This window comes from Curtobacterium sp. 320, assembly GCF_031455235.1.
Lineage (GTDB): Bacteria > Actinomycetota > Actinomycetes > Actinomycetales > Microbacteriaceae > Curtobacterium.
This window is the reverse complement of record NZ_JAVDSI010000022.1, coordinates 1-24198: the sequence shown is the minus strand read 5'-3', so window position 1 is coordinate 24198 and position 24198 is coordinate 1. Positions and strand designations below refer to the sequence as shown.

Here is a 24198-nt window from a genome sequence, read left to right as displayed (position 1 = left end):
GTGCGTGTGTCGACGCTAGCCCGTGACCGCGCCCTTGGCGGCGGACTGGACGAGCTTCGCGAACTTCGCGAGGACTCCGCGGGTGTAGCGCGGGGGCAGCGGGGCCCAGCCTTCTCGGCGGGCTTCCAGCTCGGCTTCGTCGACCAGTAGGTCGAGCGAGCGAGCCGCGATGTCGACACGGATGCGGTCGCCATCGCGCACGAATGCGACTGGACCTGCGTCCACCGCTTCCGGTGCGATGTGGCCGATGCACAGGCCGGTTGTGCCGCCTGAGAATCGTCCGTCCGTCAACAGTAGTACATCCTTGCCGAGTCCAGCGCCCTTGATGGCCGCCGTGATGGCGAGCATCTCGCGCATGCCCGGGCCGCCCTTGGGGCCCTCGTACCGGATGACGACGACGTCGCCCTTCTGGATCTTCCCCTCGGTGAGGGCGTCCATGGCGGCGCGCTCGCGGTCGAACACCCGCGCGGGGCCCTCGAAGACCTCGGCGTCGAAGCCGGCCGTCTTCACCACGGCGCCCTCCGGCGCGAAGGAGCCCTGCAGGATCGTCAGGCCGCCGGTGGCGTGGATCGGGTTGTCGAGCGTCCGGAACACCTCGCCGTCGAGCTCCGGCGGGTCGATCTCGGCCAGGTTCTCGGCGAGGGTCTTGCCGGTGACGGTCATGACGTCGCCGTGCAGCAGGCCGGCGTCGAGCAGCGCCTTCATGATCACCGGGATGCCGCCGTTGCGGTCCACGTCGACCATGACGTACTTGCCGAACGGCTTCATGTCGGCGAGGTGCGGGACCTTCGAGCCGATGCGGTTGAAGTCGTCGAGGGAGAGCTCGACCTCGGCCTCGTGCGCGATCGCGAGGAGGTGGAGGACGACGTTGGTGGAGCCTCCGAGTGCCATGGCGACGGCGATGGCGTTCTCGAACGCCTCCTTCGTGAGGATCTGGCGGGCGGTGAGGCCCAGGCGGAGCATGTTGACCACGGCCTCGCCGGAGCGGTGCGCGTAGTAGTCACGCCGACGGTCGGCGCTGGGCGGCGCTGCCGAGCCGGGGAGCGACATGCCGAGGGCCTCGGCGACCGACGCCATGGTGTTCGCGGTGTACATGCCGCCGCAGGCGCCCTCGCCCGGGACGATCGCACACTCGATCTTCTTGAGTTCCTCTTCCGACATGGTGCCGGCCTTGCACGCGCCGACGCCCTCGAAGGAGTCGATGATCGTGACCTCCTTGAAGGAGCCGTCGGCCTGCTTCACGTAGCCCGGCATGACCGAGCCCGCGTAGAGGAAGACGCTCGCGAGGTCCAGGCGCGCGGCCGCCATGAGCATGCCTGGAAGGGACTTGTCGCAGCCGGCGAGCAGGACGGTGCCGTCCAGCCGCTCGGCGTTCACGACGGTCTCGACGCTGTCGGCGATGACCTCACGCGAGACGAGGGAGAAGTGCATGCCCTCGTGGCCCATCGAGATGCCGTCGGAGACGGAGATGGTGCCGAACTGGAGCGGGTACCCGCCGCCGGAGTGGACGCCTTCCTTCGCCCCCTGCGCGAGGCGGTCGAGGGAGAGGTTGCACGGGGTGATCTCGTTCCACGAGGAGGCGATGCCGATCTGCGGCTTCTCCCAGTCCTCGTCCCCCATCCCGACGGCACGCAGCATGCCACGCGAGGTGGTTGCTTCGATCCCGTCGGTGACGACCCGGCTGCGCGGCTTGACGTCGATATCAGGCATGGGGTGAGTCTAGGCGCAGTTGGGATACCAAGCCGACAACTCCATGCATCCGCATGGGTGACGGGTGGTCCAGGAGGCGCGGTTCGGGCCCGTCGGGTCGCTGCGGGTCAGCGCGTGGCGCGGATCCGAGCGAGCTGCTTCAGCACGTCGGTGAGCGCCGCGGGGTCGGCGACCCGGTAGCCGGCGAGCGTGTCGCCCTCCCCCACCTTCACGCCGACGTCGCCGTCGCGGAGCACCCGGAAGGCGTCCTCGTCGGTGACGTCGTCGCCGGCGAAGAACACCGCGTCGGCGCCGTGCAGGTCGCGCAGCCTGGCGATCGCGTCGCCCTTGGTGACGTGCCGGACGGCGAACTCGAGGATGTCCTTGCCCCCGCGTTCGAGGACGTCCGGGTCTACCTCGTGCGCGGCGGCACTCGCGGCGGCGTTCGCCTCGGCCGCGACCTCGGCGCTCACCCGGCGGGTGTGCACGCCGTGGCCGGCCGGCTTGTGCTCGATGACGACACCCGGGAACCGCTCCCCGACCGCGTCGAGCGCCGTGCCGATCCGGGCCACGCGGGCCTGCTCGTCGTCGGTGAGGGCCGCTTCGTCGTGTCCGTCGACGCGCCACTCGACGCCGTGCGACCCGACGAGGGCCATCTCGGCGGGGGCGTGCGTCACCGCGGCGAGGCTGTCCAGCGGACGCCCGGAGACCAGGACGACCTCGGTGTCCTTCGCCCGGTGCAGGGTGAGGACGGCCGCCCACGAGCCGGGCAGGGCGCCGACCTGCGACGGGTCGTCGGCGAACGGCGCGAGCGTGCCGTCGAAGTCGAGGGCGACGATGAGTCGCGGCGCAGCCGCGAGCGTCTCGAGGGCCCGGTCGACGGCGGTCTGGTCGGTGGTCGTCTCAGGCATCACGCGCCTCCCGGGTGTCCTCGGCAGCACGCGCCGTCTGGGCGTCCTGGTCGAAGATCGACATGTTGTCCGTCTGCGCCTCGCGGTGCTGGTCCTTCGGGTCCGCCGCGGAGGGGTCGATCTGCGCGTTCTTCGGGGCGTGGCGGTCGAGCGCCTCGAGGAACGAGCGCGACCAGCGCGCCACGTCGTTGTCGCGGACGCGCTTGCGGAGGGCCCGCATGCGGGTCGAGCGTTCGCGTCGGGGCATCTCGATCGCGCGCTGGATCGAGTCCTTCAGCGCGCCGATGTCGTGCGGGTTGACGATGACGGCCTGCTTCAGTTCGTCGGCGGCACCGGCGAACTCGGACAGGATGAGGACGCCGTCGTTGTCGAACCGGGCCGCGACGTACTCCTTCGCGACGAGGTTCATGCCGTCGCGGAGGGCCGTGACGAGCATGATGTCGGCGGCGAGGTAGAGCGCCACCATCTCCTCGCGCGGGTAGCCGTGGTGCAGGTAGGCGATCGGCTGGTGCCCGATCACGCCGAGGTCGCCGTTGATGCGGCCGACCGTGAGCTCGATCTCGTCGCGGAGCGTGGCGTACGTGTCGACGCGCTCGCGGCTCGGGCTGGCGACCTGCACGAGGGTGGCGTCCTCGACCGCGATGCGGCCGTCCTCGACGAGTTCGCCGAAGGCCTTGATCCGGTGGCGGATGCCCTTCGTGTAGTCGAGGCGGTCGACGCCGAGCAGCACGGTCTTCGGGTTGCCGAGGCTCGCACGGATCTCACGGGCGCGCTCCTGCACCTCGGGTCGGTGCGCGATCTCCTCGAAGCCGGCGGCGTCGATGGAGATCGGGAAGTGCCGGGCCTCGACGTGTCGCACCGTGATGCCCTTGCGGCTGCGCGGTGCGTCCGGGTCGTCGACGGGGACGTCGATCGTCTGCCCCTTGGTCGTGTAGCCCTTGATGTGCCGGACCGCCCGGAGGAAGTCGCTCGCGTCGTCGTGCCGCTGGAAGCCGATCACGTCCGCCCCGAGCAGGCCGTCGAGGATCTGTGCGCGCCACGGGAGCTGGGCGTAGATGCCGACGGGTGGGAACGGGATGTGGTTGAAGAAGCCGATCGTCAGGTCCGGCCGGAGCTCGCGGAGGAGCGCGGGCACGAGCTGCAGCTGGTAGTCCTGCACCCAGACGATGCCGTCCTGCTCGACGATCTCGGCGATCTGCTCGGCGAAGCGCTGGTTCACGCGCTTGTACGCGTTCCACCAGTCGCGGTGGTAGCTCGGGTGCTCGATGACGTCGTGGTAGAGCGGCCAGAGGGTGTCGTTGCTGAACCCCTCGTAGTACTCCTCGACGTCGTCGTTGCTCAGCGGGACGGGCACGATGTGGATGCCCTCGTTGTCGAACGGGGCGACCTCGACGTCGGGCTGGCCGACCCAGCCGACCCAGGCACCGTCGTTCGCGCGCATCACCGGCTCGAGTGCGGTGACGAGGCCGCCGGGCGAGTGCCGCCAGCCCTCGTTGCCGTCCTCGTCGACGATGCGGTCGACCGGCAGGCGGTTCGAGGCGACGACGAAGGCGTAGCGGGTCTGTTCGGTGCGGGGTGCTGCCATGGGGTGCTGGGGTCTCCGTTCCGCCCGGCACGAACGCCGGGTTCGGTGCCGAAGTTACCAGCGTGCCGACAGCGGATTCACGGCGGATCGACGGCTTCCGGTACGCTGCGTCCATCGTGTCGGGGGGACACGCAGGTGACGCACGGGGTCGTCACCGCCCTCTCGACGAGAGAGGACCCAACCGTCGTGAGCGATCAGTCGCCCGTCCCGCCCGTTCCGCCCGGGCCCCCGTCAGCCGCGCCGGCAGCGTCGGACCCGCTCGGTCGCCTGCTCCGCGCCGTCCCCGGTCGCGACTGGGTCGCCGCCGTCGTCGCGGGTGTCGGCGGGTGGGTCGCCGCGTACGTCGTCGCGGCGATCTCGCTGTTCCTGACGGTCGCCGTGGCCGCCGCCGGTTCCGGTCCGGTGTCCACGGGCTCGTCCTCGGGCCTCGGCACCGGCGGCTCCGACCTCGGGTCGGCCGGGGCACCCGACGTCCAGTCGCTCCTGTCGGGGGTGAGCGTGCTGCTGGGGTCCCCGGCGCAGCTCGTCGCCCTCGCGGACCTCGGGCGGCTGCACGGCTCCGGTTCGATCCTGCTGCTCGGTTCCGGGTCGGGGTCGGTCGGCGTCGTGCCCGTGCTGGTGCTCGCGGCGCAGGTCGTGCTCGCGGTCGTGCTCACGCGCCGCATCCGGAGCCGGGTCCTCGCGCTCCCGCAGCTCGTCGTCACGGCGGTCGTCGCCGGGCTCGTGACCACCGCGGTCACCACGCTCGCCGGCCTCGTGCTCGCCATCCGGTTCCCCGCCGTCTCCGGGGTGCAGATCGACCCCGTGCACGCCGTGGGGATCGGCAGCGTGCTCGGATCGTTCGTGATCGGCACCCTCGCGGTGCTGCTCGCGCGTCCGTCGCTGCTCGTCGGCCGGAACGCCTCCGTCGCCCGGGCACTCGGTGCCCTGCGGGTCGCCGCGTGGCAGTTCGGCGGGCTCCTCGTCCTGCTCGCCCTCGTGCTCGTCGTCGTGGCGCTCGTCGCGCAGCCGTCGTGGGGCGCCGCCCTACCGCTGCTGCTCGGCAACACGGCCGTCGCCCTGACCGCGCTCGGCTTCCTCGGTGGGGTCGGCACGTCCGGACTCGGTGCCGCCGGGAGCGACGCCTCGGTCTTCGCGGGCGCCGGTGGCTGGACCTGGCTCGTCGTCCTGCTCGTCGTCGTGAGCTCGTTCGCGGCCGGTCTGGCGCTCGCGGTGCGCCGGAACGACCGGGTCCGCACGACGCTCGACTGGGTCGCGACGCCCGTGGTCTGGTTCGTCGCCGGACTCGTGCTGTTCGTGCTCGGCACCGGCGTGGTGTCCTACCAGGTGACGGGTTCGAGTGCGGTCGGCGGGTCCGGATCGGTCGGTGTGACGCCGTGGACGCCCGTCGTCTTCGCGCTCTGGGGCGGGGCCATCGAGGTCGTCGCCCGGTACGTGGCACCCGTGCTGCTCCCCCGCCTCGGCGGCGGCGTGCTGCTTCGGACGGCGCGCGTGGTCGGGACCGACCCGGTGCCGGCCCGGCCGACCGCTCCGCTCGACGGGTCCGCCGGCGCTAGCGTGCCCGGGGCACCCGTCGCTCCCGCCACGGGGGCGACCGGCTCGGCGGCCGACGGTGCGGCTCCGGTGTGGGCGGTGCCCGCGGATGCGGCGGCCCCGGCGGCCACGGCAGATCCGTCGCAGCCGGACCAGCCCGTCCGGCCCGGTGCCCCGGTCGGCCAGCCGCACCCGAGCCAGCCGTTCGTCGGCCAGGGCGCCCCCGCCCCCGCGCCGATGTCCCCGCGCGCGAAGAAGGTCCTCGTGCGCTCCCTCGTCGCGGGCGGCGCGGTCGTCGTGGTCGTCGTCGCAGGAGCGATCACCACGAGCGTGCTCCGCACCACCGTCTGGGGTCCCGGACCCACGGCCCGGTCGTACGTCGACGCGATCGCCCAGGGCGACGCGGACACCGCGGCGAGCCTGAGCGAGGTGACCGGCGACGCCTCGATGCTCGACTCCGCCGTGCTGCAGAGCGCCAAGGACCGTCCCACCGACGTCCGCGTCGGCCGGGTGTCGACCAGCGGGGACACCGCGTACGCGAACGTCACCTTCCGGCAGGGCGACGCGCAGCGCTCGGGTCAGATCGTCCTCGAGCGGACCGGCACGTCGTTCCTCGTGAAGGACGAGTGGCGCGTCACGGAGCCGCTCACGGACCGTGTGACGGTCTCGGCCGCGCAGGTCCTCGAGGGCGCCGACGTGACCGTCGGCGGCAAGAAGGTGGGCGTCATCGAGAACGGCTCGTTCCAGTCGCTCGCGTACCCCGGCAGCTACCAGGTCGAGGTCGGCGGCACGGAGTACTTCACCGGCGGCACCGAGACGCTCCGCGTGGGGTCGTCGAGCTCGCCGTACGCCGACTTCGAGGCGAAGCCGACGAAGCAGCTCGAGACCGATGCCGAGCAGTACGTGTCGGACCTCATCGACGACTGCGCGGCGAAGACCGACATCAGCTACGCGGACGGCTGCCCCTGGTACGGCCCGTACGACGCGGACGGCGCGGTGCGGTACGACGTCCGGTCGAAGCCGGATCTCGAGGTGCAGTCCTCCGGGGGCGGACTCGTCGAGGTGACGAGCACCGCGGACGGCAGGATCGGGTACTCGTACACGGACTACTTCGGCGACGCGCAGAAGAGCGAGGACACCTTCGACGTGGACGTCTACCTGAAGGTCGAGGACGGGAAGCTCGTCTCGGCGTACTGAGAGCCCGTACCGCCTGCACGGCCGACCCTGGAGTCCCGGGGTCGGCCGTCTCACTAGGCTCGACCCCATGGTCATGACACGGGCGTGGCGGAACGGCACCGCGGCGGAACGGGACTTCCCGGTCGACCGGATCTCCGAGCTCATCGCCGAGGACGGCACCTTCGTGTGGGTCGACTACACCGACCCCGATCCGTCCGACCTCGAACACGTCGAGGCCGAGCTCGGCATCCACGCGCTCGCGGTCGAGGACGCCGTCGAGCGCGGCCAGCGCCCGAAGCTCGATCGGTACCGCGACAGCCTCTTCCTGGTCGTCTACGACGTGGGCGGCCTCGACCACGCCGGGGACCTCACCACGCACGAGGTGAAGGCCTTCGTGACCGAGCACGCCCTCGTCACGATCCACGGCGGCGACGTCGACACCGGGGCGATGGAGCGCCGGCTCGACGCGACCACGGACATCGCCGACCACGGCGTCCCGTGGTTGATGTGGGGCCTGCTCGACGCGGTCACGGACCACGCCACGAACACGGTCGAGGACATCGAGCGCCGGATCGACGCGCTCGAGGAGGACCTCTTCGAGCACAGCACCCCGCGTGAGAAGCAGATCCAGCGGCGATCGTTCCGCCTCCGCAAGGCCTTGGGCGTCCTGCGCCGTCAGGTGGTCCCCACACGGGACAGCGTCGCCTCGTTGCTGCACGGGGACGCCGAGACGATCTCGGACGGCATCCGCCCCTACTTCCGCGACGTCGAGGACCACCTCGTGTCGATCACCGACTCCGTCGACCAGCTGCGCGACGCGGTGTCGAGCGTCCTCGACACGAACCTCAACCTGGCGTCGAACCGGCAGAACACGGTCATGAAGAAGGTGACGAGCTGGGCGGCGATCATCGCGATCCCGACGGCGATCACGGGGGCGTTCGGCATGAACGTGACGTTCCCCGGCGAGAGCCACTGGAGCGGGTTGTTCTACGCGCTCGGACTGGTGGTCGTCTCGTCCCTGTCGCTCTACGGGGTGTTCAAGAAGAAGGACTGGCTCTAGAGCCGCAGCGCGAGGACCCCGGCGACGACGGTGAGCGGTGCCACGATGCACCCGAGCGCCATGTACCGCCCCCACGACAGGTGGACGCCCTCGGACGACAGTCGTGCGTGCCACAGCAGCGTCGCGAGCGAGGCCCACGGCGTGATGAGGCAGCCGGCGTTCACCCCGACGAGGAGCGCCGCGTAGCGCAGGGCCTCGTGCCCGGCGGCCGGCTCGAGCACCAGGTAGGCGGGCAGGTTGTCGATCGCGTTCGCCGCCAGCGCGCCGGCACCGCCGAGCACCAGGAGCGACCCCGTCCCGGTGCCACCGGAGAGCGCAGCCACGATCGGGTCGGTGATGCCGGTCGTGTGCAGTGTCTCGACGACCACGAACAACCCGGCCGCGAAGACGAGCGTCGACCACGGCACGCGCGACGGCTTGAGCTCCGACGGCGCCCGGAAGGCCGCGACGACCACGAGCACGACCGCCGCGGCGATCGCGGCGATCCACACCGTGACGCCGGCGGTCAGGGCGATCACCAGCGCGACGAGCACCGCCGACGCCGACCAGAAGAACACCGGGTCGGTCGCCGCCCGGACCGAGACCGGCGTGTACCGACCGAAGAGCTTGCCGCGGAACACCACGAGGAGCACGGCGCACGGGATCACGACACCGGCGAGGGCCGCCCACACCATGAGCCCGGCGAACGGGATCGGCCCGTCGAGCCCGATGCGGTCGACGGCGAGCAGGTTCGTCAGGTTCGACACCGGCAGCAGCAGCGACGCCGTGTTCGCGAGCCACACGGTCGTCAGCGCGAACGGCATCGGCGGCAGTCCGACCCGCCGGGCGAGCGTGATGACGATCGGGGTGAGGAGCACCGCCGTGGTGTCGATCGACAGGAACACGGTGCACAGGACGGCGAGCACGACCACGGCGCCCCAGAGCCCGATCGTCCGCCCGCCCCCGACCCGTGCGGCGACGTCGGCGAGCCGGTCGAAGACCCCGGCGTCCGCCGCGAGCTCGGCGACGACGGTGAGTCCGAGCACGAAGGCCAGCACCGGGACGACCCGGTCGGCGAGCTCGGCGAGGTCGGACAGTGGGAGCAACCCGAGGGCGACGCACACCGCGCCCACCACGAGCAGGACTCCCCCGATGACGGCCTGGCGCACGACGACTCCTCCACGAGTGCGCCGGGCAGGGCGTCCGGCGGCGCTCCAATGTAGCGGCCGGTAGCGTTGACGGGACGACGACAGGAGGAACCCGTGCGGAAGTTCATGTTCAGCGGTGCGGTGTGGAGTTCGATCATCAGCGGCTACAGCGTGCTGCAGACCACGCGGCAGGGCCCGCGTGACTGGCGCCTCGCGCTGACGTGGGTGGCGTGGATCGCGACGACGCTCGTAGCGATCGGCACGGTCGTCGAGGACGACCGCGCCGTCAAGGCCAAGCAGCCGTAGACCGCGACGCGACCCGGTGACGGACGGGAGGGACGGTGTCAGCTGGCACCGTCCCTCCCGTCCGTCTGTTCCGGGGCCGGCCGGTCAGCGCTCCGACCGCGGGATGTCCGAGGTCTGGATCGGTCCCGTGAAGAGCGCCGCACGGTCGTCCTGGTCCGGCGTGAACAGCGCGGACTCCGAGGCGGTCGACGCCGCGCGCCGTCGCGGCGCCGCGACCTCGTCCACCATGAGTACCCGCTGGACCGGCAGCGCGTCGGGGTGGGTCCGTTGGATCCAGTCGACGAGCTCCTCGCGGATGTAGCAGCGCAGGTCGAACAGGGACGGCGCGTCGTGCGAGGTCGCGAGGACCCGGACACGCACGGACCCCTGCACGGCGTCGGTGACCTGCAGGACCTTCACCCGGCGGTCCCAGAGCTCGGTGCGGTCGAGGATCCGGTCGAGCTCGGCCCGCATCTCCCCCGGCCGGACCCGCCAGTCGAGGTCGAGCTCGACGGCACCGAGCAGCTCGCTGTTGGTCCGGGTCCAGTTCTCGAACGGCGTGCTCGTGAAGTACGTCGACGGCAGCACGAACCGCCGGTCGTCCCACAGGTGCACGACGACGTAGGTGAGGGTGATCTCCTCGATCCGACCCCACTGCTGCTCGACCACGACGACGTCGTCGACACGGATCGACCCGGAGAACGCGAGCTGCATGCCGGCGAAGACGTTGCCCAGCGTCGACTGCGCCGCGAGGCCCGCGATGACGGAGATGAGCCCCGCCGACGCGAGCACGCTGGCCCCGGCTGCCTCGACCCCGGGGAAGGTCAGCAGGATCGCGCCGATGCCGATGATCACGAGCACCGCGACGGTCAGCCGGCGGATCACGAGGACCTGCGTGCGGATGCGGCGGGCCTGCCGGTTGTCCGGGACGTCGATGCGGAAGCGGTGCAGGCCGAGGTCCTCGAGGAAGATCGCGATCTGGCACGCCAGCCAGGTGCCTGCGGCGATCGTGGCGATGAGGAAGCCGTGCGACACCGGCGCGCGCCATGGGAAGGCGTCCGGCCGGTTCGGGACGCTCGTGACGAACGCGACCCAGAGGAGCACGACGAGCAGTTCGGTGCGGAACGGGTGCTTCATGCGTCGGGAGAGCACGGCCGCCCAGCGTTCCCGCCGCGCGAGTGCGCGGAAGACGAGGTGCAGGACGAGCGCGGCGGCGGCGGTGACGAGCAGCGCGACGCCGATCGCGACGAGGAGCCGGAGGAGGATGTCCATCCCTCCATCGAAGCGGTGGACGACGGACGTCGTTCAGGAACGTGACCACCCGCACGACAGGAGGCGCGGCGCCGGACCGGCACCGCGCCTCCTGGCAGGGGCTGCTGCTACTTCGTCGAGGTGAGCGAGTCCACGTAGTCCTGGTGCTCGGACGCCCACTTCGCGGTGATCGCCGGGTACTCGCTCGTCTTCGCACCGCTGTTCACGAGCGCGTTCTCGAGTGAGTAGAGCGTGTCGGAGTCCATCGCGAAGTCCTCCATCCACTTCGACGCCTGCGGGAACTCGTCGGCGAAGTCCTTCTTGGCGATGGTGTGGATCTCCTCGTTCTTGCCGAGGGCGCCCTTCGGGTCCTCCAGGTCCTTGATCGGGAAGGCGTCGTACGCCCAGTGCGGACGCCACAGCGTCACGACGACGTCCTCCTTCTTCGCGATCGCGGCCTTGAGGTCGGCGAGCATCGCCGGCGTCGAGCTCGTGATGAAGTCCATCCCGTCGAGGCCGTACTGCGGGATCACCTGGTCCTGCACGACCTTCGTCTCGCCGGCTGCGGGCTCGATGCCGACGATCTTGTTGCCGAAGTCCGAAGCCTTCGCCTTCAGTTCGTCGATCGAGTCGATCTCCGAGTACTCCGGCACGGCGAGCTCGAGGGACGCCTGCTCGTTCCACGCGCCGAGGTCCGTGAGGTCCTTGCCGTACGTGTCCATGTACTCCTTGTGCGTGTTCGGCAGCCAGGTGTCGAACACGACGTCGTAGTCGCCGGATGCGAGGCCCGTGTAGGCGGGTGCGACGTCGGAGTTCGTGAGCTGGACGTCGTAGCCCTTCTCCTCGAGGACGTGCTTCCAGAGGTAGCTCGCGGCGGTGTCCTCGTCCCAGCCGTTGAAGACGACGACGTGCATCGACTTCTGGTCGCCGTTGTCGAGCGTGCCGGAGGCGCCGTAGTACCCGGGCGGCATGCACGCGGACAGGCCGAGGGCGGTGGCGGCGGCGAGGGCGGCGGCCGCGAGGACGCGGCGGGTGCGCGGGGTGCGGGTGCTGGTGCGCTTCATGGTGTGGTCCTTCCTCACGCGTCGACGGTCTGGCGGTCGGTGACCGCTTCGGTGGTGGCGGCGGTCTGGGCGGTCGCCGCGTTCGGCGTCGCGGTCACGGTGGGCTTCCGCTTCGCGCGTCCGAAGAGCCTGGAGGCGCGGCCCGAGTCACCGCCGAGCGCTGCGGTCAGGCGGTCCAGCAGGATCGCCAGGACCACCACCGACAGGCCGGCTTCCGCACCGAGACCGACGTCGATGCGGTTCAGCGAGGCGACGATCTGCTCGCCGAGTCCCCCGGCGCCGACCATGCCGGCGATGACGACCATCGACAGCGACAGCATGATGACCTGGTTGACGCCGGCCATGATGCTGGCCTTCGCGAGCGGCAGCTGGATCTGGCGGAGGATGCGCCACGGGCTCGACCCGAACGCGGCGCCGGCCTCGACGACCTCGCTCGGAACCCCACGGATGCCGAGCTCGGTGAGCCGGACGCCCGGAGCCATCGCGAACACGATCGTCGCGACGATGCCGGGGACGACGCCGACGCGGAAGAGCAGCAGCGCCGGGATCAGGTAGACGAAGGCCGGGGTGGTCTGCATGAAGTCGAGCACCGGGCGGATGATCCGGCTGGCGGTGTCCGAGCGGGCGGCCCAGATGCCGAGCGGGATGCTGAACACGACAGCGAGCCCCGCGGCGACGATCACGAGCGCGAGGGTGTCCATCGCGTTCGTCCACTGGCCGACGCTCACGATGAAGAGCAGACCGACGGCGGCGCCGAGTGCGAGCTTCCAGCCCTTCGCGACGAACGCCAGGACCACGAGGATCGCGACGACCACCCAGAACGGCGGCGTGGAGAGGAAGTACTCCATCCACGCGTCCATCCACGTGAACACGTAGCGGACGACGTCGAAGAAGCCGGAGAGGTAGGTGGTGATCCAGTCGACGATCGCTGCGACCCAGGTGCCGAGGGGCAGGTGGAAGTCGCCGAAGGAGTTGGTACCGGGGGTGATCATGCGTGGTCTCCTTCGGCGAGGGTCGAGTCCATGTCGGAGTCGGAGATGCGGGTGACCGGCTCGAGCACCGGGATGGGCATCGTCGCCGTCGGCACGTTGCCGAGGGCGGCGAGCAGGGTGACGCGCGGCACGACCCCGAGCAGGCGCCCCTCGTCGTCGACGACCGCGATCGGCAGCGGCGACTCCACCGCGAGCTCGAACAGGTCGGTCAGCGCGGTCTCCGGCGCGACCCGGGCGTACTCGGTGTTGACGATGGCGTCGAGGTTCGTGTCGCCGGCCTTGACCTGGCGCATGACGTGCCGGTCGCGGACCCAGCCCTCGAGCTTCCGGCCGCGTCCGGTCACGAAGACCGCGGCCGTCTGCAGGTCGCGCATGGTCCGGAGCGCGCCACGCGGGCCGACGGTCAGCGGGACCGCGGCACGTGCGGGCTCCATCACGCTCGACGCGGTGAGCACGCGGGCGCGGTCGACGTCCTGCACGAACTGGGCGACGTAGTCGTTCGCGGGGTCCGTGAGGATGTCCTCCGGCGAACCGATCTGCACGATCCGGCCGTCGCGCATCACGGCGATCCGGTCGCCGAGGAACATGGCCTCGTTGAGGTCGTGCGTGATGAAGACGATCGTCTTGCCGAGGCGCTGCTGCAGGTCGACGAGCTGCTCCTGCATCTCGCGGCGGATGAGCGGGTCGAGGGCGCTGAAGGCCTCGTCCATCAGCAGGACGTCGGTCTCGGCGGCGAGGGCGCGGGCGATGCCGACGCGCTGCTGCATGCCGCCGGAGAGCTCGTCGGGCTTGGCGTCCGCCCAGACGTCGAGTCCGACCAGGCCGATGACCTCGCGGGCCTTGGCCAGCCGGGTGGCCTTGTCGACGCCGTTGACCTCGAGGCCGTACGCGACGTTCTCGAGCACCGTGCGGTGCGGCAGCAGCGCGAAGTGCTGGAAGACCATCGACACGCTGGTGCGGCGGATCTCGCGGATCTCCTTCGGCGTCGCCTTGGTGACCGTCCGGCCGCCGATCTCGACGCTGCCCGCGGTCGGCTCCAGCAGGCCGTTCAGCATGCGGATGAGCGTCGACTTGCCCGAGCCGGACAGGCCCATGACGACGAAGATCTCGCCGGGACGCACGTCGAAGGACGCGTCGATGACGGCTGCCGAGCCGAGGTCACGGACCTCGTCGCGGGTGGCGCCGTCGGCCAGGCGGCGGACCGCTTCACCGGGTCGACGGCCGAAGACCTTGTAGGCGCCGTGCACGCGCACGGCCGGGATGTCGGTGGGGTGGTCCGGCGTGACGGCACGCCGGTCCTGGGGTGGTGCGATGGTCAACGGTGCTCCTCGCGGGACCGCGGCGCGGAACGGCGCACGGCGGTACCGGTGGTTGCGGACGGGTCGCCCGGCACCGTGTTCGGCGGCATCGCATCGAGCCCGCGCAACGGCGCAGGGCGAGCGATCACGCACGCGGGGGTCGTACTCGGGACGACCCCGGTCCAGCCGACCGTACGGCCCCCGCTGTGCTGCTGCGGCGGACGCGTCCTGATCGTCGGTGTCCCCTGAAGGGACGTTCAAGGCTATCGGCGCTTGTCCCCCGTCGCGAATCCGGGTCCGCCGGAATCCCGGCACCGGTGTACCCCGTTCACGGCGTGTCGCCCATCGGTGCGGGGATCGCGATCGTGACCGGCTCGTTACTTTTCAGGAGACTCGCATGGTTGTGTGCCACCCCGGTTCGACGCACCTGTAGCGTGTCGCGCATGACAGCGCAGAACGACACCGGGGTGGACCGCGCGCCCGCGAACGACTTCTCGCACGAGCAGGAGGGCTACCAGCACGGGCTGAAGCCCCGGCAACTGCAGATGATCGCCATCGGCGGCGCGATCGGCACAGGGCTCTTCCTCGGTGCGGGCGGTCGCCTGCACACCGCGGGGCCGGCCCTGGCGGTCGTGTACCTCATCGCGGGCATCTTCGCGTTCTTCATCCTCCGGGCACTCGGTGAGCTCGTGCTGCACCGTCCATCGTCCGGGTCGTTCATCTCGTACGCCCGCGAGTTCTTCGGTGAGAAGTTCGCCTACGCCGCCGGGTGGATGTACTTCCTCAACTGGGCGATGACCTCGATCGTGGACACCACCGCGGTCGCGCTCTACCTGCACTACTGGGCCGGACCGCGCGCGATCCCGCAGTGGGCGCTGGCCCTCGCGGCGCTCGTCGTCGTGCTGGCCGCGAACCTCGTCGCCGTGAAGGTGTTCGGCGAGCTGGAGTTCTGGTTCGCGATCATCAAGGTCGCCGCCCTGGTGGCCTTCCTCATCGTCGCGCTCGTGTGGCTCGTGTTCGCGTTCCCCGTCGAGACGGGCGGCGAGACGGTCCGGACCGGGTTCAGCATCTGGGCGGACAACGGCGGCCTCTTCCCGACCGGCCTGCTCCCGGCGGTCCTCGTCGTGCAGGGCGTCGTGTTCGCCTACGCCGCGATCGAGCTCGTCGGCACCGCGTCCGGCGAGACGCAGGACACCGAGAAGGTCATCCCCCGCGCGATCAACTCGGTCGTCTTCCGCATCGCGGTGTTCTACGTCGGGTCGGTCGTCCTGCTCTCGCTGCTCCTGCCGTACACCTCGTACAAGGACGGCGTCAGCCCCTTCGTGACCTTCTTCTCGTCGATCGGCAACCCGCAGGTCGGCCAGGTCGTCGGCTCGATCATGAACTTCGTCGTCCTCACCGCGGCGCTGTCCTCGCTGAACGCCGGGCTCTACTCGACCGGACGCGCACTCCACTCGATGGGCATGAACGGCTCCGCGCCGAAGTGGACCACGAAGATGACGAAGGGCGGCGTGCCGTTCGCCGGCATCCTGCTCACCTCGGCGTTCACGCTGGTCGGCGTCATCCTCAACCTGTTCGTCCCCGGGCAGGCGTTCGAGATCGCCCTGAACATCGCGAGCCTCGGCATCATCACCGCCTGGGGCACGATCATCCTCTGCCAGATGAAGCTGCGGTCGTGGGCGAAGCAGGGGCTCGCGAAGGAGCCGTCGTTCAAGCTGCCGGGCGCGCCGTACACGTCCTGGCTGACGCTGGTGTTCCTCGCGACCGTCATCGTGCTCATGGCGATCGACTACCCGATCGGCACGTACACGATCGCGTCGCTCATCATCGTGATCCCGCTGCTCATCCTCGGCTGGTTCCTGCAGCGCGACCGCATCCTCCGGATCGCCTCGCTCCGCTCGGGCATCACGGGTCCGTACCCGGTGACCGGTCGGGACCCGGCGAACCAGGTGCGTCGGAGCGGCGCCGGCACGGAGGGTTCGTCGACCGGGTCCACGAATGCGTCCGCTGGTCCGGACGCCGGGTCGGACACCGGTTCGGACGACCACCGGGCCTGATCACCGGCCGCTCCCCCGTCCGTCGGCTCGACCGGCGACGGGCGGAGTGTCCGGATAGCGAAACAGCGCGCCTTGGGCGTGCAGGAGGGTCCGGCACCCGTCGGTACGATCGGCGGGTGCCGGACCAATCTGTCTCCCCCACGCTCGACCTCCAGCTCACCTGGCGCGGTACCTTCGGCCGCGTCCGGGTGTTCGACGACCGCGTCGCTGCCGAGACCAGCTACGAGCGCGACGCCCTGACGCCGGTGCCGATGGAGTCCGTGCGCGGGTGGCGGATCGAACCGTGCGACTTCGACGCGGTGTGCGTCGAGTTCGTCACGCCCGGGGAGACCTACCGGGTGCTGCTCGACACGACGGACGAGCAGGTCGCCGGGCTGGCGTTGCGTCGAGCCCTCGGCGCGCCGTTGCCGTCCGCGTCCTGAGCCGGGCAGACTCAGCCGTCCTGCGGCGCGAACTGCGTGACGCGGAACGTCGCACCCTGCGGGTCCTGCAGCTCCGCGGCCCGGGTCCAGGAGCCGTCCCACGAGTCCAGTACCCGGCCACCGAGCCGTTCGGCGAGCGCTGCGGCACCGTCGCGGTCCGCCACGCTGAACGACACGTGCCAGTCGTCGGCACCGGCGTCGAGCTTGTCGAGCGCGCCGATGACGTCGGCGAACCCCTCGGGCGCGCCGACCTGGCGCTCGCGGATGTCCGGGTCCGAGGTCGCCGCGAGGTGGTCGCCGTACCCGGGCAGGCGGACCATCGCGCTCGGGCCTTCCTCGATGCCGGAGACCTGCCAGCCGAAGAGCTGCTCGTAGAACCCGATCGCCTGCGCCGGATCGGTCGAGCGGAGGTCGCTGAACACCCACCCACCAGGGGCGTTGATGTGCTGGGCGCCGAGTCGGGCACGCGCCTGCCAGAGCCCGAACGCGGCACCACGGGGATCGACGCAGTCGACACTGCGGCCGGCCGCTCCCCCGGGTCCGGCGTCCTCGGCGGGACCAGCGGTGCCGCCGAGCTCCGTGACGCGACGGGCCACGGCGTCGGCGTCGTCGACCGCGATGTACGTGAGCCACGTGGCCGGCTCGTCACTCGACGCGACGGCACCGACCTCGTGCCCGTCGATCGACACGATGCGGTAGGAGCCCGGCACCCCCGGCGGGAGTCGCTCCTCGAAGTCCCAGCCGAACAGCCCGCCGTAGAAGGCCTGGGCTGCATCCGGGTCCGGCTGTCGGGCGTCGATCCAGCTGGGGACGCCCTGGGGGTACGTGCGCGGGGTCTGGTCGGTCATCGTCGTTCCCGGGTCCGCCGGCGCGTGGCCGGATGCCCCAGGTCTACCGCGGACCACCGACGCCCTCGCGCCCGAGCCCTCCACGGCTCAGTCGTCGGTGTCGACCTCGTCCGTGACGACCTTGCCGGTGCCCGCATCGAGACGGACGCTGTGCTTGGTGCCCGAGGCGTCGCGGACGTCGCCCTCCCAGACGACCTTCCCGAGGTGGTCGTCGAGCCCGAGCTCGGTGATCGTGCCGGCGTGCAGGTCCTCGAACCGGCCGACCGCGTCGTCCACGGTCAGGTCGGCCGCGGCCGTGAAGCGCTCGTTCTCGGCCCGGTCGTCGGCGTCCGAGGTCTCGGTCCGCGGCGATCCGGACACCGCCGTGCCGGCCTCGTTCGTGTGCACCTCGTGCTCGGTGCCGTCGTCGGTGACGACCAGTACTTCGTAGGCGGTGCCGTTCTGCTCCTGCTCGACCGAGATCACGGTGCCCGACCCCACGGCGTCGCGGGCGGTGGCGACGGCGGCACGCAGGGCGTCGTTCGACGTGGCGGACGCAGCGGTCGCGCCGCCGGACGCCGATCCGGACGAGGACGACGACGACGCGGACGATGCCCCGTCGGACTGCGCGGTGGAGCAGCCGACGAGGGCGAGGGACGCCACGAGCGGCAGGGCGGCGATGCCGGCGACACGACGGGTGGAGCGGGCTGTGGTGGTGCGGAGTGCGTTCATGCGACCACGGTGCCGGGCGGGTGCTGAAGCACGGCTGAAGCCCCCTGGTCAGCCGCCGAGTGCGATGCGGACCGCGAACCGGGCGCCGCCGAGCGGCGAGTCCGTCACGACGACGTCCCCGCCGTGCGCCCGGACGGCGTCCTGGACGATCGCGAGGCCGAGCCCCGAACCGCCCGCGTCCCGGCTGCGCGCCTCGTCGAGCCGGACGAGGCGTTCGAACACGCGCTCGCGGTCCGCCGGGACGATGCCCGCGCCGTCGTCGTCAACCGTCAGGACAGCGCGTCCGTCCTGCTCGGCGAGCGCGACGACGACCCGACCCTCGGCGTGCCGGACGGCGTTGTCGACGAGGTTGCGGACCACGGCGGCGAGGAGCCGTTCGTCCCCGAGGACACGGGCCGGCCCGATCCCGGACCCCTCGACCCGGATCGACCCGTCGGTGCTCCCACTGAGTCGTCCACGCGCCCGGGCCACGGCGTCGAGCGCCAGGTCGTCGAGGTCCACCGGACGCCGGACGCCCACGTCGCCCTCGTCGAGCCGTGAGAGCTCGAGGAGGCCCGTCACGAGGTCCTGCAGCCGGAGCGCCTCCGAGCGCACCACCTCGGACAGCTCGACGACGTCGGCGCGGTCGGGGTGCGCCGCGGCGACCTCGGCGTGCTGGCGGATGGTCGCGATCGGCGACCGCAGCTCGTGGGAGGCGTCGGAGACGAACCGCCGCTGCCCCGCGGCGGAACGGTCGAGCCGGTCGAGCATGGTGTTCATGGTCGCGGCGAGCCGGGCGATCTCGTCGCCGGTGTCCGGGACGGCGACCCGGGCGTCCGGTCGTGCCGCGCGGATCGTCTCGACCTCGGTGCGCATGCGTTCGACCGGGCGGAGCGACCGGCCGGTGACCACCCACGTGACGGCCCCCATCACGAGCACGAGCACCGGGACGCCCACGGCCAGCAGCGCGACCGCGGCACCGACGGCGGCGTCGGTCTGATCGAGGGAGACCCCGTAGACCAGCGTCGCGTCCCCGCGGCCGGGCAGGTCGACGTCGTCGGCGACGAGCAGCCACCGCTCGCCGTCGTGGGTCCAGCGGGACTCGTCGGTCGTCGGGAGCGCCGGCGGATCGGCGTCGTCCCCGTGGGCGAGGACCGACCCGTCGTCCCCGACGACCTGCACGAGGACGTCCTCGTACCCGCTCACGACCCCGGCGCCGTCGGCCTCGACCCGCGCCGAGGCCTGCTCGAGCCCCGACTCCGCCGTGGTCCGCACCCCGTCGAGGAGGACGAGGCGGAGCACGACGACGAACGCCGCCGCACCGAGGAGCAGCGCCGCGAGCACGACGACGACCGCCCCGAGGGTGGTCCGCGCCCGGACGGACCGGAAGCGCCGACGGCCGCCGTCAGCCACCGTCCGCCGCCAACCGGTAGCCGGCGCCGCGCACGGTCTCGATCGCGGTGCGACCGAACGGCCGGTCGACCTTCCGACGCAGGTGTCCGACGTACACCTCGACGATGTTCGGGTCGCCGTCGAAGTCGACGTCCCACACGTTCTCGATGACGTCGCGCTTCGAGCAGACCTCGCCCGCGCGGCGCGCCAGGAACTCGAGGACGGCGAACTCGCGACTCGTCAGCTCGACGGGCGTCGACGCCCGGGACACCCTCCGGGCGGCCGGGTCGACGACGAGGTCGCCGAGCGTCAGGACCGCCGGGCGCTCGCGCGCACCTCGGCGCACCAGGGCACGCAGCCTCGCCACGAGGACCGGGTGCGAGAACGGCTTCGTCACGTAGTCGTCGGCCCCGGCGTCGAGCGCCTCGACCTGGTCCCACTCGCCGTCCTTCGCCGTCAGCATGAGGACGGGCGTCCAGTCGCCGTCGGCACGGAGCTGCGCGCACACGGCCCAGCCGCTGAGGCCGGGCATCATCAGGTCGAGCACGATCGCGTCGTAGCCGAACTCGCGGGCGTGCCACAGTCCGTCGACGCCGTCGTGGGCGACGTCGACCGCCCACCCCTCGGCTTCCAGCCCGCGACGGACGCCGTCGGCGAGCCGCACCTCGTCGTCGACCACCAGGACACGCATGTCCCGATCCTGCCGTGCGCCGCTGAAGCAGGCCTGAAGCGTCCTGGACGCGACCGGTCGCGGGCCAGGAGGCGCGGTGCGGGCCCGCACCGCGCCTCCTGGCCGGCACCGGGTCGCGTCCACAGCCCCGTCGTCGCCGGGTCCCGGGACGGATTCGGGTTCTGGCCCGGCCTCCGGCGGCGACGGTACCAGCGCCGATCCTGCTCCCTCGGCGACGGACACGCTCGCAGCCGGCCGGGTCCGGCGAGGCCGGTCGGGACCGGCTCAGACGAGCAGCAGGGCCCCCGCGACGACGGCCGCGACGGCGATCGCCAGCGCGATGAGCAGCAGCACGAGGTGCACCGTGTAGAACGTCGTCGGCTTGCCGGCGGCGTCACGCGCCCGGGAGTCCTTCGCGACCCGCTGGAAGAAGCGCGGCCAGGTGACGACGTTGAAGACGGCACCGATGAACAGGACGAGGGCTGCGAAGACGGTCACCCGACGATCCTAGACACCGCGGGCACGGGGCCGGTGGTGCTCGGCCGCCCCCAACGCGGCCGAGTCCCACCCCGTGCTGCCACATCGCGTGTAGCACCTGCTACAGACCCTACACGGCGGCCCGGACGACGTCGACCCATCCAGTGGGATCGATGTCCCGTTCTGGTAACGACTGGCGCTACGCCGCGTCGAGGGCCGCTTCGGCGTCGGCCAGGGCCCGCTGCTCCGACTCGCTCAGCGGCTGCCGGGCGCGACGGGCGCCGTCGTTGATCTCGACGATGAGCCGACTGAGCCGCGTCGCCGGATCGCCGGAGTCGGGGTAGGCGTTGTCGGTGCCGATCCGCGCGTGCAACGGCGTGAGGGCGCGCAGGGCGGTCTCCACCCGACGGGAGCGCCGACGACGGGAGACCTGGTGGCCGATGACGAGCAGGAGCATCCCGGACGACACGCAGATCACCGCACCCGGGGTCGTGACGTCGTAGGGCAGCGCGAGGGCCCGGGTGAGGCCGAGGTCGCCCAGGACGTGCGCGAGGTCCATCACCACGACGACGACCATCCGCACGACACCGAGGACCCCACCGAGCACGAGGACCCACAGGCCGACGAGGTCGGTGGTGGTCCGTGCCTCGCGCAGGTGCAGGACGCAGATGAGTCCGGTCGCGCCGAGCGCCACCCCGAGGTAGACCGTCTGCGCGATCGAGTAGACCGTCGCCGCCGGGTGCGATCCGGCGTCGAGCATGAAGGTCGTCGTCGTCGCGGGCTTGTCGAGGACGGTGAACGCCACGATGACCACCACGACGACGACCGCGCACGTCACGACGATCGCGTTCCGGAGCCACGGCCGCGCGGCACCGACGGCCTTCGCCACACCCCAGAGCAGGGTGCTCGTCCCCGCGACCATGAGGCAGTCGCTGACGACCGTGACCACGTTGAACCCGCCGAACAGCGGATCGAGCCACCGGTACAGCGGGTCGACGTTCGTGACGATCGTCGCGGCGAACAACAGGAAGGTGACCGCGAGCGTGCGGTCCTGTCCGCGCTGCAGCACGAACAGCGTGACCGTGCCCGCGATCAGGAGCAGCGCCTGGACGAGGGAGACGATCACCCGAACACCCCGCGGAACGCGCTCGGACGGTCGCGGTGGCCGCGGATGAGCCCGGCGAGCCGGTCGGCGAAGACCTCGGCCTCGTGCTCGTACTCGTTCGAGAACAGCCCGCGGGCGAGTGCCCGCTCGACCTTGTACTCCGGCAGGTCCGGGATGACATCGCGGATGTAGGCCGCCTGCGGTGCGTGGTCCTGGTGGCGGTGCAGGATGTGGCCGAGTTCGTGGCCGATGACGAACGACCGGAACGTCCGCGAGGCCGTCGGGGAGATCATCACCAGGTGCTGCCGCTCGAGCGTCGCCACGAAGCCGCACACGGGCTCGGCGGTGAGGAACGCCTCTTCACGGACGACGATCGGCTTGCCGACCACCTCGGCCGCGGCGGCGACGGCCTGGTCGACGTCGGACCACCCCTCGGCCGCACCGCGCGCCCAGAACGCCTCGACGAGGTCGGTCGGAGCGCTCATGCGACGCTCCCCCGGGCGGACTCCTCCTCGAGCACCTCGGCGATGCGACGGAGCGCCTCGGGCGAGAGCTCACCGGGGAAGGTCCGGGCGGCGAACCCGCTGACACGTGCCGATCGGAGGGAGCGGACGAGGGCGAGCTGGGCGCCGATGCGCTCGGGGACGTCGCTGTCCTCGAGCAGGAAGCGCTCGTCGACCTCGAAGAAGCCCGCGAGCAGGCGGAGCAGCCCGGTGTCACGGTTGCGACGGCCGTCGCCGGAGAGCATGTACGTCCACTTCGCCCGGGACAGCGAGCCACCCTGGGCCGCCACGTACTCCTCGATCGCCGCGAACGGGACGGGGGCGCCGCGCTGCGCTTCCTCGAAGTCGAGGAGGAGGTTCAGCCGGCGCGCGAGTTCCGCGGCGTCGAGCACGCCACCCCTCGGATCTGCTGTCGCCATGTCGATCGGACTCCTCCCCAGCCGCACGTCGTGCAGGACATGGTAGCGCGAGCCGCCGACGAGGACCTCGCTAGCCTCGACGCTGTGAGCACCCCGTACCCGTCCACGGTCGCCGCGCCGGTCGAGCACGAGATCGTCATCACGAAGTCGCGCTTCATCACGACCGTGGCGCCGGTGTCCGGGGTCGCGGACGCGGACCGGGTGATCGCCGAGGTCCGCCGCCGCCGGTGGGACGCCCGGCACAACTGCACCGCGATGGTCACCGGCGTGCTCGGGGACCAGGCGCGGTCGAGCGATGACGGTGAACCCTCCGGGACCGCCGGCGTCCCGATGCTCGAGGTGCTCCGACGCCGCGGGCTGACCGACGTCGTCGCGGTCGTCACGCGGTACTTCGGGGGCGTGAAGCTCGGTGCCGGCGGCCTCGTCCGTGCCTACTCGACCTCGGTGTCCGAGGCACTCGACCGCGCGACGCTCGTGCACCGGCGCGCACTGACCCGGGTGACGGTGGACGTCCCGCACGCCGACGCCGGCCGGATCGACAACGTGCTGCGCGACTGGGTCCGGCACCACGGAGCCACGCTCGGCGACCCCGCGTACGGCGCTGCCGCGACGTTCGAGCTCTGGGTGCCGGGCGACGGCGTCGAACCGCTGCGTGCCGACCTCGCCGCGACCTCGGCGGGCGCGCTCGACCCCGTGATCGGCGAGGAGCGCGTGGTCGACGTCCCCGCCGACTGATCCGCACGCGGAGTCACGGCCGAATCGCACTCCGGGCGTGTCTCGCCTTGCGGCACCGCGCGCCGGGAACGACGAAGGCCCCGACTCGATGAGTCGGGGCCTTGCTGGTGCACCCCCTCGGACTTGAACCGAGAACCCACTGATTAAGAGTCAGTTGCTCTGCCAATTGAGCTAGAGGTGCATGTTGCGCTTCCGTGCTGCAACGGGAAACAACAATAGCATGGGTTTCGCGTGCTCTTGACCACTCGGGGCACGGACCACGAACAGGAGCCCCATGACCGACCGTCTCGCCGCCGGCGACACCGCCCCCGACTTCACCCTGCCGGACCAGGACGGCACCGAGCACTCCCTCTCGGCCCTGCGCGGGAAGAAGGTCATCGTGTACTTCTACCCGGCAGCGTCGACGCCGGGGTGCACCACCGAGGCGTGCGACTTCCGCGACAACATGTCCTCGCTGCAGGCCGCCGGGTACGAGGTGCTCGGCGTCTCGAAGGACGACCTGCCGGCGCTCAAGACCTTCCAGCACGAGCAGGCCCTGACCTTCCCGCTGCTGAGCGACCCGGACCTCGCCGTGCACAAGGCGTACGGCGCCTGGGGTGAGAAGAACAACTACGGGAAGATCGTCACCGGCACGATCCGCTCCACGATCGTGGTCGACGAGGACGGCACCGTGCAGCTGCCGCTCTACAACGTCAAGGCGACGGGGCACGTGGCGAGCCTGCGGAAGAAGCTCGGCCTGGTCTGAGAGTCGACTGATCGACGGACTGGAGGCGGGGGGGGGGCGGGGGCCCCCCCCCCCCCCCCGGGGGGGGGGGGGGGGGGCCCCCCGGGGGGGGGGGGGGGGCGGGGCCCCCCCCCCCCCCCGCCCCCCGGGGGGACCGGGCCCCCGCGACCAACCCCCCGCAGAAC

23 protein-coding genes and 1 tRNA gene are annotated in these 24198 nt (G+C 71.5%); 7 read left to right on the top strand and 17 right to left on the bottom strand.

The features are described 5' to 3' along the window. Nucleotides 1–15: 15 nt before the first annotated feature. From ilvD to otsA, 3 genes are all read right to left on the bottom strand, one after another. Nucleotides 16–1710, bottom strand: a complete 1695-nt coding sequence (gene ilvD / locus J2X60_RS18225; RefSeq protein WP_070418527.1) for a dihydroxy-acid dehydratase — start codon at nt 1708–1710, stop codon at nt 16–18. A gap of 107 nt (nt 1711–1817) precedes the next feature. Beyond that, nucleotides 1818–2600, bottom strand: a complete 783-nt coding sequence (otsB, locus tag J2X60_RS18220) for a trehalose-phosphatase (protein WP_309889539.1) — start codon at nt 2598–2600, stop codon at nt 1818–1820. Continuing rightward, complete coding sequence (gene otsA, locus J2X60_RS18215; protein ID WP_070418525.1) at nt 2593–4185, bottom strand: alpha,alpha-trehalose-phosphate synthase (UDP-forming); 1593 nt, start codon at nt 4183–4185, stop codon at nt 2593–2595. Before otsA ends, otsB begins: the two co-directional genes overlap by 8 nt. A 186-nt stretch (nt 4186–4371) precedes the next feature. Here otsA and J2X60_RS18210 point away from each other — a divergent pair, with 186 nt between their 5' ends. Further along, complete coding sequence (locus J2X60_RS18210; protein WP_309889537.1) at nt 4372–6915, top strand: hypothetical protein; 2544 nt, start codon at nt 4372–4374, stop codon at nt 6913–6915. Between the two features lie 67 nt (nt 6916–6982). Beyond that, nucleotides 6983–7954 (top strand): magnesium transporter CorA family protein, encoded by a 972-nt coding sequence (locus tag J2X60_RS18205; protein WP_309889534.1) that lies wholly within the window; start codon nt 6983–6985, stop codon nt 7952–7954. Here J2X60_RS18205 and J2X60_RS18200 read toward each other — a convergent pair. Next, on the bottom strand, nt 7951–9102 hold the full coding sequence (locus tag J2X60_RS18200; protein WP_070418522.1) for an SLC13 family permease: 1152 nt from the start codon (nt 9100–9102) through the stop codon (nt 7951–7953). The genes J2X60_RS18205 and J2X60_RS18200 overlap by 4 nt on opposite strands. A 93-nt stretch (nt 9103–9195) precedes the next feature. Here J2X60_RS18200 and J2X60_RS18195 point away from each other — a divergent pair, with 93 nt between their 5' ends. Then, nucleotides 9196–9387: a hypothetical protein gene (locus J2X60_RS18195; protein WP_071294931.1), complete on the top strand. Its 192-nt coding sequence runs from the start codon at nt 9196–9198 to the stop codon at nt 9385–9387. Nucleotides 9388–9471: 84 nt separating this feature from the next. Here the strand turns inward: J2X60_RS18195 and J2X60_RS18190 are convergent, their stop codons facing one another. The 4 genes from J2X60_RS18190 to J2X60_RS18175 form a co-directional block, all read right to left on the bottom strand. Continuing rightward, nucleotides 9472–10638, bottom strand: coding sequence for a mechanosensitive ion channel family protein (locus J2X60_RS18190; protein WP_070418520.1), 1167 nt, complete (start codon nt 10636–10638; stop codon nt 9472–9474). Nucleotides 10639–10745: 107 nt separating this feature from the next. After that, nucleotides 10746–11681 carry a glycine betaine ABC transporter substrate-binding protein gene (locus tag J2X60_RS18185; RefSeq protein WP_309889532.1) on the bottom strand — a complete coding sequence of 312 codons (936 nt, stop codon included), beginning with the start codon at nt 11679–11681 and terminating at the stop codon, nt 10746–10748. A gap of 14 nt (nt 11682–11695) precedes the next feature. Beyond that, nucleotides 11696–12673, bottom strand: coding sequence for a proline/glycine betaine ABC transporter permease (locus J2X60_RS18180; protein WP_309889531.1), 978 nt, complete (start codon nt 12671–12673; stop codon nt 11696–11698). Beyond that, the gene (locus tag J2X60_RS18175; RefSeq protein ID WP_396127816.1) at nt 12670–13986 is read right to left on the bottom strand and encodes a glycine betaine/L-proline ABC transporter ATP-binding protein; all 1317 of its coding nucleotides are present in this window, start codon (nt 13984–13986) and stop codon (nt 12670–12672) included. The genes J2X60_RS18180 and J2X60_RS18175 overlap by 4 nt, the downstream gene beginning before the upstream one ends. A 428-nt stretch (nt 13987–14414) precedes the next feature. Here J2X60_RS18175 and J2X60_RS18170 point away from each other — a divergent pair, with 428 nt between their 5' ends. Together J2X60_RS18170 and J2X60_RS18165 are read left to right on the top strand one after the other, a co-directional pair. Continuing rightward, nucleotides 14415–16028 (top strand): amino acid permease, encoded by a 1614-nt coding sequence (locus J2X60_RS18170; RefSeq protein ID WP_309889529.1) that lies wholly within the window; start codon nt 14415–14417, stop codon nt 16026–16028. 116 nt (nt 16029–16144) lie between these two features. Then, nucleotides 16145–16450, top strand: coding sequence for a hypothetical protein (locus tag J2X60_RS18165; protein ID WP_261646670.1), 306 nt, complete (start codon nt 16145–16147; stop codon nt 16448–16450). Between the two features lie 11 nt (nt 16451–16461). Here the strand turns inward: J2X60_RS18165 and J2X60_RS18160 are convergent, their stop codons facing one another. The 8 genes from J2X60_RS18160 to J2X60_RS18125 all read right to left on the bottom strand — a co-directional run bounded on the left by J2X60_RS18160 (nt 16462) and on the right by J2X60_RS18125 (nt 22554). Continuing rightward, the gene (locus J2X60_RS18160; protein WP_309889527.1) at nt 16462–17298 is read right to left on the bottom strand and encodes a VOC family protein; all 837 of its coding nucleotides are present in this window, start codon (nt 17296–17298) and stop codon (nt 16462–16464) included. Between the two features lie 87 nt (nt 17299–17385). Then, the gene (locus tag J2X60_RS18155; protein ID WP_309889525.1) at nt 17386–18009 is read right to left on the bottom strand and encodes a PepSY domain-containing protein; all 624 of its coding nucleotides are present in this window, start codon (nt 18007–18009) and stop codon (nt 17386–17388) included. 48 nt (nt 18010–18057) lie between these two features. Next, nucleotides 18058–19401, bottom strand: a complete 1344-nt coding sequence (locus J2X60_RS18150) for a HAMP domain-containing sensor histidine kinase (RefSeq protein WP_309889523.1) — start codon at nt 19399–19401, stop codon at nt 18058–18060. Further along, nucleotides 19394–20071, bottom strand: coding sequence for a response regulator transcription factor (locus J2X60_RS18145; RefSeq protein WP_309889521.1), 678 nt, complete (start codon nt 20069–20071; stop codon nt 19394–19396). Before J2X60_RS18145 ends, J2X60_RS18150 begins: the two co-directional genes overlap by 8 nt. 264 nt (nt 20072–20335) lie before the next feature. Further along, the gene (locus J2X60_RS18140; RefSeq protein WP_309889519.1) at nt 20336–20548 is read right to left on the bottom strand and encodes an SCO4848 family membrane protein; all 213 of its coding nucleotides are present in this window, start codon (nt 20546–20548) and stop codon (nt 20336–20338) included. A gap of 178 nt (nt 20549–20726) precedes the next feature. Beyond that, nucleotides 20727–21653 (bottom strand): hypothetical protein, encoded by a 927-nt coding sequence (locus J2X60_RS18135; protein WP_309889517.1) that lies wholly within the window; start codon nt 21651–21653, stop codon nt 20727–20729. Continuing rightward, a complete protein-coding gene (locus J2X60_RS18130) occupies nt 21650–22117 on the bottom strand; it encodes an ImmA/IrrE family metallo-endopeptidase (protein ID WP_309779895.1) in 468 nt (155 codons plus the stop codon). The genes J2X60_RS18135 and J2X60_RS18130 overlap by 4 nt, the downstream gene beginning before the upstream one ends. Beyond that, on the bottom strand, nt 22114–22554 hold the full coding sequence (locus tag J2X60_RS18125) for a hypothetical protein (RefSeq protein ID WP_070419521.1): 441 nt from the start codon (nt 22552–22554) through the stop codon (nt 22114–22116). Before J2X60_RS18125 ends, J2X60_RS18130 begins: the two co-directional genes overlap by 4 nt. 39 nt (nt 22555–22593) lie before the next feature. On the opposite strand from J2X60_RS18125, the gene J2X60_RS18120 reads away from it, so the two are divergent. Further along, on the top strand, nt 22594–23289 hold the full coding sequence (locus J2X60_RS18120) for an IMPACT family protein (protein WP_396127815.1): 696 nt from the start codon (nt 22594–22596) through the stop codon (nt 23287–23289). A gap of 105 nt (nt 23290–23394) precedes the next feature. Here the strand turns inward: J2X60_RS18120 and J2X60_RS18115 are convergent. Next, a tRNA-Lys gene (locus J2X60_RS18115) sits at nt 23395–23470 on the bottom strand. A gap of 93 nt (nt 23471–23563) precedes the next feature. Here J2X60_RS18115 and bcp point away from each other — a divergent pair. Further along, complete coding sequence (bcp, locus tag J2X60_RS18110; protein ID WP_071294921.1) at nt 23564–24034, top strand: thioredoxin-dependent thiol peroxidase; 471 nt, start codon at nt 23564–23566, stop codon at nt 24032–24034. The last annotated feature ends 164 nt before the right edge of the window (nt 24035–24198 follow it).